The 16,152-nt window shown below is 62.2% G+C and carries 14 protein-coding genes; 11 read left to right on the forward strand and 3 right to left on the reverse strand.

The annotated features are described in order from the left end of the window. Window positions 1-20 precede the first annotated feature (20 nt). From tsaE to G3256_RS00320, 10 genes are all read left to right on the forward strand, one after another. Window positions 21-494 carry a tRNA (adenosine(37)-N6)-threonylcarbamoyltransferase complex ATPase subunit type 1 TsaE gene (gene tsaE / locus G3256_RS00275; RefSeq protein ID WP_169638932.1) on the forward strand — a complete coding sequence of 158 codons (474 nt, stop codon included), beginning with the start codon at window positions 21-23 and terminating at the stop codon, window positions 492-494. Continuing rightward, the gene (locus tag G3256_RS00280) at window positions 491-1,513 is read left to right on the forward strand and encodes an aminoglycoside phosphotransferase family protein (protein ID WP_169638933.1); all 1,023 of its coding nucleotides are present in this window, start codon (window positions 491-493) and stop codon (window positions 1,511-1,513) included. The genes tsaE and G3256_RS00280 overlap by 4 nt, the downstream gene beginning before the upstream one ends. Beyond that, entirely contained in the window at window positions 1,489-2,181 is a 693-nt protein-coding gene (locus G3256_RS00285) for a nucleotidyltransferase family protein (protein WP_169638934.1), read from the forward strand. The genes G3256_RS00280 and G3256_RS00285 overlap by 25 nt, the downstream gene beginning before the upstream one ends. Beyond that, a complete protein-coding gene (gene addB / locus G3256_RS00290; RefSeq protein ID WP_169638935.1) occupies window positions 2,174-5,122 on the forward strand; it encodes a double-strand break repair protein AddB in 2,949 nt (982 codons plus the stop codon). Before G3256_RS00285 ends, addB begins: the two co-directional genes overlap by 8 nt. Further along, window positions 5,119-8,493: a double-strand break repair helicase AddA gene (gene addA / locus G3256_RS00295; protein WP_169638936.1), complete on the forward strand. Its 3,375-nt coding sequence runs from the start codon at window positions 5,119-5,121 to the stop codon at window positions 8,491-8,493. Before addB ends, addA begins: the two co-directional genes overlap by 4 nt. 35 nt (window positions 8,494-8,528) lie before the next feature. Further along, complete coding sequence (trxA, locus tag G3256_RS00300; protein ID WP_169638937.1) at window positions 8,529-8,849, forward strand: thioredoxin; 321 nt, start codon at window positions 8,529-8,531, stop codon at window positions 8,847-8,849. 136 nt (window positions 8,850-8,985) lie between these two features. Beyond that, entirely contained in the window at window positions 8,986-9,543 is a 558-nt protein-coding gene (gene hslV / locus G3256_RS00305) for an ATP-dependent protease subunit HslV (protein WP_169638938.1), read from the forward strand. Beyond that, window positions 9,540-10,604 carry a hypothetical protein gene (locus tag G3256_RS00310; protein WP_169638939.1) on the forward strand — a complete coding sequence of 355 codons (1,065 nt, stop codon included), beginning with the start codon at window positions 9,540-9,542 and terminating at the stop codon, window positions 10,602-10,604. The genes hslV and G3256_RS00310 overlap by 4 nt, the downstream gene beginning before the upstream one ends. Window positions 10,605-10,700: 96 nt before the next feature. Next, window positions 10,701-12,011: an ATP-dependent protease ATPase subunit HslU gene (gene hslU / locus G3256_RS00315; RefSeq protein WP_169638940.1), complete on the forward strand. Its 1,311-nt coding sequence runs from the start codon at window positions 10,701-10,703 to the stop codon at window positions 12,009-12,011. Between the two features lie 39 nt (window positions 12,012-12,050). Continuing rightward, a complete protein-coding gene (locus G3256_RS00320; protein WP_169638941.1) occupies window positions 12,051-13,277 on the forward strand; it encodes an MFS transporter in 1,227 nt (408 codons plus the stop codon). Here G3256_RS00320 and G3256_RS00325 read toward each other — a convergent pair. From G3256_RS00325 to G3256_RS00335, 3 genes are read right to left on the reverse strand one after another with little or no spacing between them, the layout of a single operon-like run. Next, a complete protein-coding gene (locus tag G3256_RS00325; protein ID WP_169638942.1) occupies window positions 13,261-13,863 on the reverse strand; it encodes a Smr/MutS family protein in 603 nt (200 codons plus the stop codon). The genes G3256_RS00320 and G3256_RS00325 overlap by 17 nt on opposite strands. Then, complete coding sequence (gene mltA / locus G3256_RS00330; RefSeq protein WP_169638943.1) at window positions 13,860-14,852, reverse strand: murein transglycosylase A; 993 nt, start codon at window positions 14,850-14,852, stop codon at window positions 13,860-13,862. The genes G3256_RS00325 and mltA overlap by 4 nt, the downstream gene beginning before the upstream one ends. Window positions 14,853-14,890: 38 nt before the next feature. Further along, on the reverse strand, window positions 14,891-15,550 hold the full coding sequence (locus G3256_RS00335; protein WP_169638944.1) for a Tim44/TimA family putative adaptor protein: 660 nt from the start codon (window positions 15,548-15,550) through the stop codon (window positions 14,891-14,893). A 105-nt stretch (window positions 15,551-15,655) separates the two neighbouring features. On the opposite strand from G3256_RS00335, the gene G3256_RS00340 reads away from it, so the two are divergent. Next, window positions 15,656-16,147: an FxsA family protein gene (locus G3256_RS00340; protein ID WP_169638945.1), complete on the forward strand. Its 492-nt coding sequence runs from the start codon at window positions 15,656-15,658 to the stop codon at window positions 16,145-16,147. Window positions 16,148-16,152: the final 5 nt, after the last annotated feature.

Here is a 16,152-nt window from a genome sequence, read left to right on the forward strand (position 1 = left end):
GCGCGGGGTAAGCATGCGGCATGACCGCCCGGACGCTTCACCTTGATCTGCTGACCCCCGACGAAACCGCTGAGCGGGCCGCGGCGCTGGGAGAGCGGCTGGAACCTGCGGATGTGGTGCTGCTCTCGGGTGGTGTCGGCGCGGGAAAGACGCATTTCGCGCGCGCTCTGATCCGATCGGTACAGGACGTGCCCGAAGATATCCCATCGCCGACTTTCACCCTCGTTCAGACCTATGAAACCTCGCGCGGGACACTCTGGCACAGCGATCTTTACCGGATCGGCTCCGTCTCCGAAATCGAGGAGCTTGGTCTGGCGGAGGCCTTCTCAGAAGCGGTCTGCCTTGTGGAATGGCCTGACAGGCTGGGTGATCTGCGCCCCGAAGACGCGCTTGAAATCGAACTGCGCGCAGGGGCCGGCGAGGACGAACGACACCTGACCGCCCGTTGGCAGGACCCGAAATGGGACAACCGTCTCAGGGCCTGGGCCGCATGAGCGAACGGGCAGATCACCTGACGGCATTTCTGCAAAGCCATGGCTGGGCGGGCGCGCGGATCACACCGCTGGCGGGTGATGCGTCCAACCGGCGGTACGACCGGCTGATGCATCAGGATGGCAGGCACGCAGTGCTGATGGATGCACCACCCGACAAGGGCGAGGATGTCCGCCCCTTCGTCGACCTCGCGCGCTTTCTGCGGAACAGAGGACTGAGCGCGCCGGAGATTTTTGCAGCTGATGAGGCCCGCGGGTTTCTCCTTCTGGAAGATCTGGGCGATGACCTCTACGCCCGCCGCATAGCCGCAGACCCCGATCTCGAGGTGCCGCTTTACGAGGCCGCCACGGATGTGCTCACAGCGCTGCATCAGGTGCCCTCACCGCTGGCCGCGTGCTATTCCTCTGACGTGACCACGCCGCTCGCGGCACTGGCTTTTGACTGGTATCAGTTCGGTGCGACCGGTGCCGTTGACACGGACGCGCGGCAGGCGTTTACCAACGCCTTTGCCCGGGCACTGGCGCCCCTTGATGCGGAACTGGATGTGCTGATCCAGCGCGATTATCACGCTGAAAACCTGCTCTGGCTGCCACAGCGGACAGGGGCCGCGCGGGTCGGGCTGCTTGATTTTCAGGACGCCATGACCGGCCACCGCGCCTATGATCTGGTCTCTGTGCTGCAGGACGCGCGCCGTGATGTGACACCGGCAACAGCCGCCGCGATGTTCGACCGCTATGTAACGGAGAACAGGCTTGAGAAGGAGGGCTTCGGCCGCGCATATGCCCTGACGGGGGCCCAGCGCAATCTGCGTATTCTGGGTGTTTTTGCCCGGCTTTGCCTGCGTGACAGCAAGCAGCATTACGTTGATCTGATCCCCCGCGTGTGGGGCCATATCGACACAAATCTCAGGCATCCGGCGCTTGCTGAAATCAGGCCGCTGATCGACGGGGTTCTGCCGGAACCTGATGCGGCGGTTCTGGCGCGGCTGAAATCGATGTGCGGCACATGCCGGGCGCGGTGATGCTCTTTGCCGCCGGCTTCGGGACACGCATGCGCCCGCTGACCGATGACCGGCCCAAGCCAATGATAGAGGTCGCAGGCCGGCCGCTAATTGATCACGCGCTGGCACTGGTCCGGGAAACATCTCCCGACAGGATTGTCGTCAATCTGCACTATAAACCCGGTCTGCTGATCACACATCTTGACGGCAGCGGTGTCGTTACCGTCACGGAAGAACCCGACATTCTGGATACCGGGGGCGGGTTGAGAAACGCTTTGCCACACCTCGGAACGGCGCCGGTTCTGACGATGAACCCCGATGCCGTCTGGACGGGACCGAACCCGGCTCAGGCCCTTTACGATGCCTGGGACGGAGATCGCATGGATGCTTTGCTGATGTGTGTGCCGCTGGCGCGGACCATCGGGCGCAGCGCACCCGGAGATTTCAGCATCGGCGCGGGCGGGCATCTGAGCCGGGGAGGCGATCTGGTTTACGGCGGTATGCAGATCATCAGCACAGCACTCCTGCATGATATTCCGGAGCAGGTCTTTTCGCTGAACCGCGTCTGGGATCTGATGCTTGCGCGCGGCAGGCTCTCTGGTCTGGTGCACAGCGGGCGCTGGTGTGACGTCGGGCATCCGGAGGGCATTGCCGCTGCCGAGGCCATGCTGGAGGCAGATCATGGGTGATGCGCCGGGCACCAGGGGTCTTTACGGTCTCGCCTGCGGGGTCGATTTCCCCCGCGCGCTCGTCGATGGTCTTCTGCAGCGGTTTGCGGATGCCCCGCCCGAGGCACTGGCGCGGATCACACTGGTTGTGAACACCACACGGATGCGGCGGCGGCTGCACCAACTCTTTCATGAAAAACAGGCCCTGTTACTGCCAAAAATCTGTCTGATCACGGAACCTGACAGGATTGACGCGGCGGTCACGCTGCCCCCGGCGGTTCCACCCCTGCGCCGCAGGCTGGAGCTGATTGCGCTGGTATCCCGACTGCTGCACAGCCAGCCGGATCTGGCGCCGCGCGCCTCTCTTTATGGCCTGACCGACAGCCTTGCCGCGCTGATGGACGAGATGCAGGGCGAGGGCGTACCGGCCGAAAAGCTTGCCGGTCTGGATGTCTCGGATCAGTCCGGCCACTGGCAGCGGGCGCAGGAATTTATCCGCATTGCGCAGGATTATCTTGCCGATACCACCACCCTGCCGGACAGCGAGGCGCGGCAACGGGCGATGGTCGAAACCCTGGCCACCCGCTGGGAGACGCGCCCGCCGGCCCATCCCGTGATCATTGCCGGCTCCACCGGATCGCGCGGCACGACGCTTTTGCTGATGCAGGCCGTCGCAGGTCTGAGCAATGGCGCTATTGTTCTGCCCGGGTTCGATTTTGATCAGCCGGCGGAGGTATGGGAACAGCTGCGCGACGGTATGGTGTCCGAAGATCATCCGCAGTACCGGTTTCACCGGCTGATGCAGATGACCGGGCAGCGGCCCTCCGACATTACCCCCTGGCATGACACGCCGCCACCGTCGCCGGCGCGTAATGCGCTGATCTCACTGTCGCTGCGTCCCGCGCCCGTGACCGACGCCTGGCTTTCTGAAGGGCCGGCACTCACCGGCATCGCAAAGGCCACCTCCGGCATCACGCTTCTTGAGGCTCCGGGCCCCCGGCAGGAGGCGCTGACCATCGCAATGCGCCTGCGCCAGGCCGCCGAAGAGGGCATTGCCGCCGCTCTTATCACACCTGACCGGATGCTCACCCGCCAGGTCACCGCAGCACTGGATCAGTGGAACATTCTGCCCGACGATTCCGCTGGCAGCCCGCTGCATCTGTCTCCCCCGGGGCGGTTTCTGCGCCATATCTCCCGGCTCTTTCACCAGCGGCTTGACGCTGCGGGTCTGCTGACCCTGCTCAAGCACCCGCTGACCCACTCTGCCAGCGCCCGCAATGCGCATATTCTCAACACGCAGCGACTGGAGCTGCGGATCCGCAGGGACGGCCTGCCGTTTCCTGACCGCGACGGACTTTTGCGTCTGATGCACCGGGATATGGAACGGTACGAGGGGCTCGGCGACTGGGTGATATGGGTCGCCGACACTTTCACCGACCGCCAGACCCCGGGGGATCACCCTCTGCCGGATCTTGTAGCGCGGCATCTGGCGCTGGCGGAGGCTGCGGCCCGGGGACCGGGTGGCCCGGACAGCGGTGAACTCTGGCAGAAGAAAGCCGGTCAGGAGGCGCGCGCCACGATGCAGCGCCTGACAGATCAGGCGCGTTTCGGCAGCGATATGTCCGCCGCTGACTATGCCGATCTGAGCGGCGCGCTGCTGGCCGAAGGTGAAGTGCGCGACCGCGACGCCCCGCATCCCGGCATTATGATCTGGGGCACGCTGGAGGCCCGGGTGCAGGGGGCGGATCTGGTGATCCTCGCGGGGCTGAACGACGGCACATGGCCGGAAACGCCCGCGCCCGATCCCTGGCTTAACCGTGCGATGCGTCACAAAGCCGGGCTTTTGCTGCCTGAGCGGCGTATCGGTCTTGCGGCACATGATTATCAGCAGGCGGTGGGCGCCACCGAGGTCTGGCTCACACGCGCGATCCGGTCCGATGATGCGGAAACGGTCGCCTCACGCTGGCTTAACCGGCTTGGCAATCTTCTTGCAGGACTTGAGGGCAATGGCGGGGTAACGGCGCTGGAAGCGATGCGTCAGCGCGGTGCGGCGTGGCTCGCGCGCGCCGACGCTCTGGAGAAGCCGCGTCCTGTTCCCGCCGCCGCCCGACCCTCGCCGAGACCCCCGCGCGCCGCCCGGCCCGATGCGCTTTCAGTGACCGAGATCAAACGGCTGATCCGCGACCCCTATGCGATCTACGCCCGTCACGTGCTGGGTCTGCGCCCGCTCGGCCCGCTGGTGCAAAGCCCGGATCACCTGATGCGCGGCATCGTGGTGCACGATATTCTTGAACAGTTTATCAAAGACACGCTGGTAACGCCCGAAGCGCTGACGGCTGAGCATCTTTCGCATGTAGCGCAACAGATGCTGCGGGACGGTGTGCCCTGGCCTGCCGAGCGCACGCTGTGGCAGGCGTTGCTGAACCGCACCGCACCCGGATTTGTCACTGCTGAGATTGCACGCAGGGCACGCGGCACGCCTGCCGCGCTGGAGGATGCCGCAACCGGCAAACTGGTCTGGCAGGATCCCCCCTTTACCCTCACCGCGCGGGCTGACCGGATTGATCTCGCGCCGGATGGTGCGGCGCTGATTTACGATTACAAAACCGGCAGCGTGCCCTCGCGCAAACAACAGGCGCAGTTTGACAAACAGCTGCTCATTGAGGCCGCGATGATCGAAGAGGGTGTGCTTGGTCTGGCGGATCCTCACCCGGTCAGAGAAGCGGTTTTTATCGGATTAGGCTCTGATATGAAGGAGGTTGCAGCACCCCTCGACGATGAACCTCCTGCGGTGGTGCTGGCAAAGCTGCGCGCGCTGATCAGAGCCTATCTTGATCCCGGACAGGGGTTCACCGCGCGCCGCATGATGGAAAAAGACGCCTATGGCAGCGATTATGATCTGCTGGCGCGTTTCGGCGAATGGGATGCCACGGACGCGCCGGTGCCGGAGGATCTGAAATGACTGCCCGCGATGAGGCGACCGAAGCACAGATTCGCGCCGCGCGCCCCGATGCCTCGACCTGGCTTGCGGCCAATGCCGGGTCCGGAAAGACGCGGGTGCTGACCGACCGGGTCGCACGTCTGTTGCTCGACGGTGTCGAACCGCAGCACATTCTGTGCCTGACCTATACCAAGGCTGCCGCTTCCGAGATGCAGAATCGCCTCTTCCGGCGCCTTGGTGCCTGGGCGATGCTGGAAGATGCGGCTCTCAGCGCAGCTCTGGCGGAGCTGGGCATTGACGGTGAGACCGGTGCAGACCGTTTGCGGGATGCGCGTACGCTTTTTGCACGCGCGATTGAAACGCCGGGCGGTCTGAAGATCCAGACGATCCATTCGTTCTGCGCCTCTCTGCTGCGCCGGTTCCCGCTGGAGGCGCGCGTCAGCCCGCAGTTCACTGAAATCGAGGACCGCGCCGCCGACCTCCTGCGGGCGGAGATCGTTGAAGAAATGGCCGGCGGTCCGGACGCCGCACTGGTCGCTGAACTGGCCGAGCATTACAGCAACGAAGGTTTCACGGAGCTGACCGCGGATATTGTGCGATATCGTGAAGCCTTTGGCGCCCCGGTGCAGCGCGACGATCTGCTGGTGCTTTTCGGGCAGCCGCCGGACCTCAGCGCCGCGCGTCTTGAGGCCGCTGTATTTGACGGGACCGAACAGGCGGTTCTGGACGAAGCAATCCCGGTGATGCTGGAAAAGGGCGGGAATGATGCGACAGCTGCGCAGAAGCTCGCAGCCATTGGCGGGCTTAACCTCCGCAATATGCACTTGTTAGAGACGGTTTTTCTTTATGGGAAAAGTGCCGCAAATGCCTTCGGCTCCAAAGCGGGCAGCTTTCCGACCAAACCGACACGGACAAAAATCGCGCATCTCACGCCCGCGCTGGATGCCTTCGCAGACCGTATCGCTGATGCCCGTGAGGCGCGCCTCGCGCTTGCGGCGGCGGCAAAATCGAAAGCGCTTCATAATTTCGCCGGGCGGTTTCTGGAATTATACGCAGCAGAGAAACTCAGGCGCGGCTGGCTCGATTTCGACGATCTGATCCTCAAGGCGCGCGCTTTGCTGCGCGACCCGGCTGTCGCCGCCTGGGTGCTCTTCCGGATCGATGGCGGCATTGACCACATCCTGGTGGACGAGGCGCAGGACACCAGCCCCGCGCAATGGGACGTGATCCGGCAGCTGGCAGCAGAATTTTACAGCGGCGCAGGCGCACGGGGCAATCTTGCGCGCACGCTTTTTGTCGTGGGTGATAAAAAGCAGTCGATCTATTCCTTTCAGGGGGCTGATCCGCGCGAGTTTGACCGCATGGAGAGCGAGTTTGGCGCAAGGTTCACGCAAGCTGATCTGGCGTTTCAGCGCAAAGCGCTGGCCTGGTCTTTCCGTTCATCAGAGGCCGTTCTGCGGCTGGTTGATGAAACCTTTACCGCCGAAGAGGAGGCCGGCTTCGGCGCTGATCCGCACCGCGCCTTCAAATCAGATCTTCCCGGGCGGGTGGATCTCTGGCCGCTCACGCCCGAGCAGGAGGATGAGGACGACAGGGCCTGGCACGAACCGCTCGACCGGCGCGGCACACAGCATCACGATGTCGTTCTTGCGCGGCAGATCGCGGACCGGATCGCGGATATGATCGCAACCGGTATGACCATCCCGGACGACAGCGGGCCGGGTGGTGCGCTCGTGCGCAGGCCGCTGCGGGCGGGGGATTTCCTCATCCTCGTGCAGCGCCGCGGGACGCTTTTTTCTGAAATCATCCGCGCGTGTAAGAACGCAGACCTTCCGATTGCCGGTGCGGACAGGCTCAAGGTAGGCGGCGAACTGGCCGTCCGCGATCTGGCTGCACTGCTGGCGTTTCTTGCCACGCCGGAAGACAGCCTGTCGCTGGCTTCGGCACTGAAATCTCCGCTTTTCGGCTGGAGCGAGCAGGAGCTTTTCACCCTGGCGCAGGGGCGCGGGCCGCAGCATCTGTGGCAGGTGCTGCGGGATCAGCAGGCAAAGCACCCCGAAACGCTCGCCATACTGCACGATCTGCGCGCCAGTGTTGATTTTCTGCGTCCCTATGATCTGGTGGAGCGGATCCTGACCCGGCACAGCGGTCGCAGAAAGCTGCTCGCCCGCCTGGGGGCGGAGGCCGAAGACGGGATCAACGCGCTGCTCGCCCAGGCGCTGGCCTATGAGCGGACCAGTATCCCCAGTCTGACCGGATTTCTGGTCTGGATCGAAACCGATGATCTGGAAGTGAAACGCCAGATCGACACGGCCTCGGATCAGATCCGCGTCATGACGGTGCATGGTGCCAAAGGTCTGGAAGCCCCTGTCGTCATCCTGCCCGATGCCCGAAAACGCGATATTTCGATCAGTGACAGTATCCTCAGGATGGAAGACACACCGGTTTGGAAAACCCGCGCCGATGATATGCCCGCCGGCATGTCGCAGGTTGTTGACGAGATGAAAGAAGCCCAGCGCCGTGAACGGCTGCGACTGCTTTATGTGGCTCTGACACGGGCGGAAAAGTGGCTGATTGTGGCGGCGGCGGGTAAGTTATCCGACCGGGGTGAAAGCTGGTATCAGATGGTCGAGGCCGCTCTGAACGCCGCCGGTGCAGAAGAGGCGGATTTCTTCGGCATGCCGGTCCGGCGGCTCAGCCACGGCGACTGGGACGCGCTGCCGCTGATCTCCCCGGAGGCCGCCGTTGAAGAAGAAACCGCCCTGCCTGCGTTTTTCCGACAGCCGGCACCCGAGCCCCGCAGTATGGCCGAGACCCTGTCACCCTCAGACCTTGAAGGTGCAAAGGCGCTGCCCGGGGAGACCGGCCGGACCGAAGAAGAGGCCAAAGCTTACGGCACGCTTGTGCATCTTTTGCTTGAACATCTGGCTGGTGCGGGTGCCGAAGCCGGCGCCGCCCTCGCTCTGTCGCTTGCCGACGGTCATCCGGATGCAGAAGAGGCGCTTGCAGAAGCGCGCGCCGTCCTGGCCACAGCTGATCTGCAGTTTCTTTTCGGCGATGATGGTCTGGTCGAGGTGCCGGTGTCCGCCGATCTGGGCACCCGGCGGGTTTTCGGCACGATCGACCGGCTGATCGTAACCCGCGGGTCCGTTCTGATCGTCGATTTCAAAACCAACCGCGCGGTGCCCGGTCGCGCCGAAGACTGCCCGGAAGGCCTCTTGCGGCAAATGGGGGCCTATGCCCATGCGCTGGCGCAGATCTATCCGGACCGGCGCATTGAAACGGCGATTTTGTGGACGGCGCGGTGCTCTCTGATGCGCCTGCCGCACGAAATCGTGAGGGACGCGCTGGCACGCACGCCATATCTTGACGCTGCGGCCCCGGGTACATAGGTTCAGCGCTCAAGCACATGCCTCAGGAGACCATCATGGCAACCCATGCAGTAACCGACGAGACCTTTGACGCTGAAGTCAAACAGTCCGACATTCCCGTTGTTGTCGATTTCTGGGCGCCCTGGTGCGGCCCCTGTAAACAGATCGGACCTTCTCTCGAAGAGCTGTCCTCCGAGATGGACGGCAAGGTCAAAATCGTCAAAGTGAACGTCGATGAAAACCCCAACGCCCCTGCCCAGATGGGTGTGCGCGGCATCCCGGCGCTGTTTATCTTCAAAGACGGACAGGTCGTCTCAAACATGGCAGGCGCCAAGCCGAAAGCGGCCCTGCAAAGCTGGATCGAAGACTCAATCTGATTCTTTGCGGTACGGATTTTGAGGGCGCCCCGCTGCGGGGCGCCCTTTTCGCTGCGTTATCCATGCCCCGCGTCCGGCCCTTGTGCCACGCCGCCCTGGCCGCCATATAGGCCCTGCAAAAAGACAGGAGAGCATTATGGCCCGCGAAGAGTTTCCCGGATGGCACGGCACTACGATTATCGGCGTCAAAAAGGGCGGCGAGGTTGTCATTGCCGGCGACGGGCAGGTCTCTCTGGGCCAGACCGTAATCAAGGGCTCCGCGCGCAAAGTGCGCAGGCTCTCGCCCGGCGGCTATGACGTGGTCGCGGGGTTTGCGGGATCTACGGCAGATGCCTTTGCGCTGCTCGAACGGCTGGAAGCGAAACTGGAAACGACGCCCGGGCAGCTGGCGCGCGCGAGTGTAGAGCTGGCCAAAGACTGGCGCACTGATAAGTATCTGCAGAAACTCGAAGCGATGCTGATCGTCTCGGACGGCGCGGAGATCTTTGTCATCACCGGCGCGGGCGATGTGCTGGAGCCTGAACATGACGTCACCGCCATCGGGTCGGGCGGCAACTATGCGCTCGCGGCGGCACGCGGCATGATGGACAGCGACCGGGACGCAGAAACCGTGGCGCGGGATGCAATGGCGATTGCCGCCGACATCTGTGTCTATACCAACGGCAATCTGACGGTCGAAAAGATCAGCAAATGATCGGGCGCGACGACCTGCGCGCCTCGGTCGCCGCCGGCCTGCTGACAGAAGCGCAGGCGGCAGCGCTTACCTCGCTGGCGGACAGCCGGAGGGGTGCACGCGAAAACCTCGAGCCTGGCGACGAGCCCTTTGAGCTTTTTCGCGGTTTCAACGAGATATTCATCGTCGTAGGCCTGATTATCCTGACGACCGGCTGGATCGGTGTTGTCACCTTTGCCGCCATCGAGAACATCTCTGATCTGCGCAATGTACTCATCGGGTCTGGTCTGATCGGCGCGGTCGTCGTCTGGGCGCTGTCGGAGTATTTCATCCGCACCCGCCGGATGGTCGCCCCGGCGATTGCTCTTTCGGTCATGTTTGCCGTGAATGCGGCCTATGGGTTTTCCGGCGGCATTGCCGAGCTTTTCATGGTGGCACAGGGTGATACCGACAGCCTGCCGCTGCCCCTGGCCCTTGCCACCGTGTCCCTGCTCATCTTCTGGTACCGTTTCAGGGTACCCTTTGCCCTGGCGATCATCGCGCTCGGTGCCTTTGGCGTATCCGTGCTGATCGCGGGCAATATGTCGGGCGCGCCGCAGGACATGCGTGATCTTTTTCTGCTCTCCGCGGACGGGCCCTTTGCGGTGATCACCCTGGTGCTGGGGCTGATCGTTTTTGCTGTCGCGATGCTTTTCGACATGTCCGATCCGCACCGCGTTACACGGCGCGCAGCCAACGGGTTCTGGCTGCATGTTGTGGCCGCCCCGGCACTGGTAAATACCATCGCGCTCAGCCTGATGGACCGGGACGCCGGCTGGTCGAACGCCGTGCTTCTGGGGGTGCTGGCTGTGGTCGCGATGATTGCGATCGTGATCGACCGGCGCTCGTTCCTGATCGCGGCTATCGGGTATATCGTGATCCTCAGCAACACGGTCTTTGACGAGCAGAGTGCTGTCTTTACCGTCCTGTTTCTGGGCATCTTTCTGCTGGTGCTTGGTGCGCGCTGGGAAAAGATCCGCGCACGGCTTATGCGTATTCTGCCGGGGTTCATTCCACGTGACAGGCTGCCGCCGTCAATCTGATATCCACGCTGCAAAGAGGCATGATTTCACCTTCGCGGTTGCGTTTCCGGCCTCACTCCTTACATCGCTTCAGAGAACTGACTTCAGGATATTCCCTTGACTGACCTTACGCCCCGCGAAATCGTTTCCGAACTCGACCGGTTCATCATCGGCCAGAAAGACGCCAAGCGCGCTGTGGCAGTGGCCCTCAGAAACCGCTGGCGCCGCAAACAGCTGGGCGACGATCTGCGCGACGAGGTCTATCCCAAAAACATCCTGATGATCGGGCCCACCGGGGTCGGCAAAACGGAGATCAGCCGCCGGCTTGCAAAACTGGCGCGCGCACCCTTTCTCAAGGTTGAGGCCACCAAGTTTACCGAAGTGGGATATGTGGGACGCGACGTTGAACAGATCATCCGCGATCTGGTGGACAGCGCGATCACCATGGTGCGCGAGCACATGCGCGAGGACGTCAAAGCCAACGCGCACAAAGCCGCCGAAGAGCGCGTGATTTCCGCCATCGCCGGTGATGACGCCCGCGAAAGTACCCGCGAGATGTTCCGCAAAAAGCTCAAATCCGGCGAGCTGGATGACACGGAGATTGAGCTTGAGATCGCCGACAGTTCAAACCCCTTTGGCGCGATGATGGACATCCCCGGCCAGCCCGCAATGGGTGGCGGCATGATGAACCTTGGCGATATTTTCGGCAAAGCTATGGGCGGGCGCACCACCCGAAAACGCATGACAGTGTCGCAAAGTTATGAGGTGCTGATCGGCGAAGAGGCCGACAAGCTGCTGGATGATGAAACAGTGACCCGCGCCGCCATCGAGGCGGTTGAGCAGAACGGGATCGTTTTCCTTGATGAGATCGACAAGGTCTGCGCCCGCTCGGATGCGCGCGGCGGTGACGTGAGCCGCGAAGGGGTACAGCGTGATCTGCTGCCGCTCATCGAGGGCACCACGGTCAGCACCAAACACGGGCCGGTCAAAACCGACCACGTGCTCTTTATTGCCTCGGGTGCGTTTCATATCGCCAAGCCCTCGGATCTGCTGCCCGAACTGCAGGGGCGTCTGCCGATCCGGGTGGAACTGCGCGCGCTGACCGAAGAGGATTTCGTGCGCATTCTTACCGAAACTGACAACGCGCTGACGCTGCAGTACACCGCACTGATGGGTACCGAAAAAGTCACCGTGTCCTTTACCGAAGAAGGCATCGCAGCACTCGCGAAAATCGCGGCTGACGTGAACCAGTCGGTCGAGAACATCGGCGCGCGGCGGCTTTATACGGTCATGGAACGGGTCTTTGAGGAGCTCTCGTTTACCGCCCCCGACCGCGGCGGCGAAGAGATCGTGGTCGATGCGGAGTTTGTAGACGCCAACCTGGGCGAGCTGACGAAATCCACGGATATCAGCCGCTACGTGCTTTAAGGCTTCCCATCGGGCCGTGGTCCTGCAACACCTCTGCGCATGGGCTACATCCGCTTTCTGATCGACAACCGGCTGTTTCTGCTGGCGGGGTTTTTGCTGACCTTCACCTCGTCTTACGGGCAGACCTATTTCATCTCGCTCTTTGCAGGAGAGATCAAAGAGACTTTTGGTCTGACGGATGGCAGTTGGGGTGGCATCTATACCATCGGTACCACGCTCTCGGCGCTGACGATGATCTGGGCCGGCGCGCTGACTGATCGTTTCCGGGTGCGGCATCTGTCGCTGGGCGTAATGGTTCTGCTTGCGATGGCCTGCGTGGCGATGGCCCTCGTGCCGACGGGGTTTCTGCTGGTGTTTGTCGTCTATGCCCTGCGCCTGACGGGTCAGGGGATGATGTCACAGCTCAGCGCAGTTGCAATGTCGCGCTGGTTCGTCGCCGCGCGCGGGCGGGCGATTTCGCTGGCCTCTATGGGGTTTGCCGCGGGCCAGGCGCTTTTGCCGGTGATTTTCGTGGCCCTGCTGGTACGCTTTGACTGGCGCATACTCTGGGTTCTGGCGGCGGTCTGCATTCTTGTGACGATCCCGGTGATGCAGATGCTGCTGCGCCAGGAACGCACACCGCAATCCATGTCGGAAAGCACGCAGAGCCTTGGGATGGGTGGCCGTCACTGGACGCGTGCGGAGCTGCTGCGCCATCCGCTTTTTTACATGCTGATCCCGCTCATTCTGGGGCCTGCCGCATGGGGCACGGCACTGTTTTTTCAGCAGGTACACCTGACAGAGGTCAAGGGCTGGAGCCTTGTGTCCTATGTGGCGCTGATGCCGATATATACGCTGGCGACAATCGCTTTTACGTTCATCACCGGCTGGGCCGTGGACCGGATCGGCGTGAAATGGATCGTGCCGTTTTATCTGGTGCCCTTTGGTGTGTCGTTCCTGATCCTCGCTTATGCGGATACGATTTTCATGGCCGGTGTCGGCCTGACGGTGTTCGGGATCGGACAGGGAATGCAGGCCACGGCGATCACCGCTTTCTGGGCGGTTTTCTACGGCACGCGCAATCTGGGGTCGATCAAGGCGGCCGCAGCGGCGCTGATGGTTTTCGGCTCCGCCATCGGCCCGGGAATTACCGGCGCGCTTATCGATGCGGGAATCGACTTTCCGCAACAGATGATTCCGATTGCCGCTTATTATTTCGCCGGAGCACTGCTGGCCGGCTTTGGCATCCTGCGCTATCAGCGTGATCTGCCTAGCGCTGCCGCCTGAGATACACGTAATAGGCGCCGCCGCCGCCATGGCTGATATGCGCCTCAGAAATCTGCATCACCACACCGGCCAGCGGTTGCGTCGTCAGCCATTGCGGCACCTGATGACGCAGCACGCCAAAGCGCACCGGGATCGGGCCGCCCTCGTCGCGATCTTTGCCCTTGCCGGTGATCACCAGCACCAGCCGTTTGCCGGATCCGTGCGCGGACATGATAAACCGGTTCAGCGCGGCATGCGCACGATCAAGCGTCATGCCGTGCAGATCGATCCGCCCCTCGGGTTTCAGCTTGCCGCGGTTCATTCTGCCAAAGGTTTTGCGGTCCATCTGCACCGGCGCCTTGCGCAGCCGGTCTGGCAGGGCCGGTGCCAGATCATAACCGGTTTTGCGCGAAGCAGGTCTGGGTGGCTGGATCGCATCGCCAAAAGCCTGGCGTGCTTTGCGCGGGGTCTGCGGCTTTTCCCTGCGGGCAGGTTTCGGGGCCACCGCATCAGGATCAAAGGTTTCGCGTTTATCGAGCCGCTCTGTGCGATCCGCGACCTGTTGCCAGAGCGCGATCTCCTCCGGGCGCAGTCTGCGACGGCTCACTGTGCGTCCTCCGGCAACAGAGCATAGGCCCTCTGAATGGGCAGCAGCACAACCATCCGCCCGGGGTCGCTGAGCCGCCCGGCCGCACGCCCTGCGTCATCGCCGGTGCCGAAAAAAATATCTGCCCGCTGCGCGCCCTTGATGGCAGAGCCGGTGTCCTGGGCAATCATCAGGCGGCGCAGCGGATCTGTGCCGTCTTTTTCGATCCAGACCGGTGCGCCGAGCGGTGTGAACGCCGGATCAACCGCAATGGTCCGCATCGGCGTGACCGAGCGGTTCATCGCACCAAGCGGGCCGAGATGCGCAGGCACTTCGCTGACTTCGCGGAAAAACACATAAGACGGGTTGTGATAAAGCAGCGCCCTACCCTCAACCGGGTTACGCCGTACCCAGGACCGGATAACATCGGCGCTTACCTGATGCGCCTCATAGACGCCACGGCGCACCAGTTCTTTGCCGACCGAGCGATAGGGGTGCCCGTTTGCACCGCCATAGCCCACGCGGATTTTACCACCGTCGGGCAGGGTAATCCGGCCCGAGCCCTGGATCTGCAGAAAGAAAAGCTCCACCGGGTCAGCGACATATGCGATCTCCAGACCACGCCCGGCCAGCAGATCATCCTCCAGCAGTTCCTCGCGGGAAAACCACTCCTCAGCCTCCAGTGCTTCGGGCGGCATGGCATAGACCGGATACCGGTACCGCGCGTCCGGGGTCAGCGCGCCTTTGAGTTCCGGTTCGAAATACCCGGTGAACAGCATATCTGCATCATCTTCAATCAGCACCGGCCGGAAAAACAGCTCAAAAAATGTCCGCGGCTCGGGATTGCTGGTGGCATAGGCACAGACCGCCTGCCAGTCGGGCGCGGTCAGATCGGGACAGGTCTGGTTGAAGACGTCAAAGGCCGCGGCATGATCATCCGCGGCCCATCCATCGAGATCATCAAACGACAATATCTGCGTGCGGATGTCCGGCATCGCGGGATCAGCCATGAAAACCAGCCCCGCGCATGCCGCGCAGACCGCCGCACTCAGGCGTCTGTGGATACCAGCAACCAATTCGGATCATCCGCGCCCATGGTCCGCGCAAAGGACCAGGTGTCTTTCTGCCGCTTGATTTCGGTTGTGCTGCCTTCGATGATCTCACCTTCGGCATTGCGCACCGCCGATGTCATCTCGCTGGTAAAGCGGATGGTCAGCTCAGCCTCGTTTGTGTCGCGGTCAAAAGTGGCATCCATGAGCTTAATCTCACGCACACCGATGAAGTTGGCCTCGATCGTCAGGCCGGCGTCTTCGCGTGCGGCCACACCGTCAACGAAAGAATCATAGATATCTTCCGCGAGAAACGGCTGGATCTGATCGAGCTCGCCGTTCTCATAGCCCATGACGATCATCTCATAAGCACCACGCGCACCGCCAAGGAATTCGGTAACGCTGAACGACGGCTCAACACGCTTCATTTCGGCAAGCGCCTTTGCCTCATCACTGCCGTCATCGACGTGATCGGTAATATCAAGATCGGGTCCGCCTTCGATAACTTCGAAGTCGCGGCCCGCGCGCCGGTCGGTTACGGGTTTCTGCGAGGGCGGTGCTTCGAATCCGTCGCGGGTCCCAAGCACGTTTTTCAGACGCAGAATCAAAAAAACAGCGATGCCTGCAAGGACAAGAAGCTGTATCAGGGACGAATTCATAAAAACCTCATGCGGGGTACGATGTGGAAACGGAGCCGGTCTGCTCTTATGTAGGTGCGGGGCACGCCCAAGTCCACTGCCGGTGCCATGAAAGGAAGTATCAAAATGTGGCTCTTTATAGCCTTTCTCGCGGTTCCGCTGATTGAAATCACACTTTTCATCCAGATCGGCGGCGCAATTGGTCTCGGATGGACCCTTGCAACGGTTGTTATCACAGCCGTCATCGGCACTGTTCTGGTGCGCAATCAGGGGGCGCTGGCGCTCACACAGCTGCGCGCGTCGTTTTCCGATATGAAAGATCCGACAGAACCACTTGTCCACGGTGCGATGATCCTCTTTTCCGGCGCTTTGCTGCTGACGCCCGGGTTTTTTACCGATGCCATCGGTTTTCTGCTGCTGATCCCCGGGGTGCGCACGGCTGTTTTCGGCGCGATCCGCGCCCGGGTAAACATTCAGACCATTGGGCCCGGCCCGCGCGACGGATTTCAGGAAACCCGGCGGGCGCATTACCAGAATGACGTCATCGAAGGCGAGTATTCCGAAGCCGGACCCGAGGACGATACGCCGTCGGGTCCGTCCGGCTGGACCAGGCATTGAGAAGC

The sequence above is a fragment of the Roseobacter ponti genome, assembly GCF_012932215.1.
Classification (GTDB): domain Bacteria; phylum Pseudomonadota; class Alphaproteobacteria; order Rhodobacterales; family Rhodobacteraceae; genus Roseobacter; species Roseobacter ponti.

What these genes read in the sequence shown, in the direction of transcription:
- trxA (WP_169638937.1), top strand. Translation starts at nt 8,529, where the DNA reads ATGGCAACCCATGCAGTAACCGACGAGACCTTTGACGCTGAAGTCAAA.
- mltA (WP_169638943.1), bottom strand. Translation starts at nt 14,852, where the DNA reads ATGGCTGATCCCGCGATGCCGGACATCCGCACGCAGATATTGTCGTTT.
- G3256_RS00310 (WP_169638939.1), top strand. Translation starts at nt 9,540, where the DNA reads ATGATCGGGCGCGACGACCTGCGCGCCTCGGTCGCCGCCGGCCTGCTG.
- addA (WP_169638936.1), top strand. Translation starts at nt 5,119, where the DNA reads ATGACTGCCCGCGATGAGGCGACCGAAGCACAGATTCGCGCCGCGCGC.
- hslV (WP_169638938.1), top strand. Translation starts at nt 8,986, where the DNA reads ATGGCCCGCGAAGAGTTTCCCGGATGGCACGGCACTACGATTATCGGC.
- G3256_RS00280 (WP_169638933.1), top strand. Translation starts at nt 491, where the DNA reads ATGAGCGAACGGGCAGATCACCTGACGGCATTTCTGCAAAGCCATGGC.
- tsaE (WP_169638932.1), top strand. Translation starts at nt 21, where the DNA reads ATGACCGCCCGGACGCTTCACCTTGATCTGCTGACCCCCGACGAAACC.
- G3256_RS00335 (WP_169638944.1), bottom strand. Translation starts at nt 15,550, where the DNA reads ATGAATTCGTCCCTGATACAGCTTCTTGTCCTTGCAGGCATCGCTGTT.
- addB (WP_169638935.1), top strand. Translation starts at nt 2,174, where the DNA reads ATGGGTGATGCGCCGGGCACCAGGGGTCTTTACGGTCTCGCCTGCGGG.
- G3256_RS00340 (WP_169638945.1), top strand. Translation starts at nt 15,656, where the DNA reads ATGTGGCTCTTTATAGCCTTTCTCGCGGTTCCGCTGATTGAAATCACA.
- G3256_RS00320 (WP_169638941.1), top strand. Translation starts at nt 12,051, where the DNA reads ATGGGCTACATCCGCTTTCTGATCGACAACCGGCTGTTTCTGCTGGCG.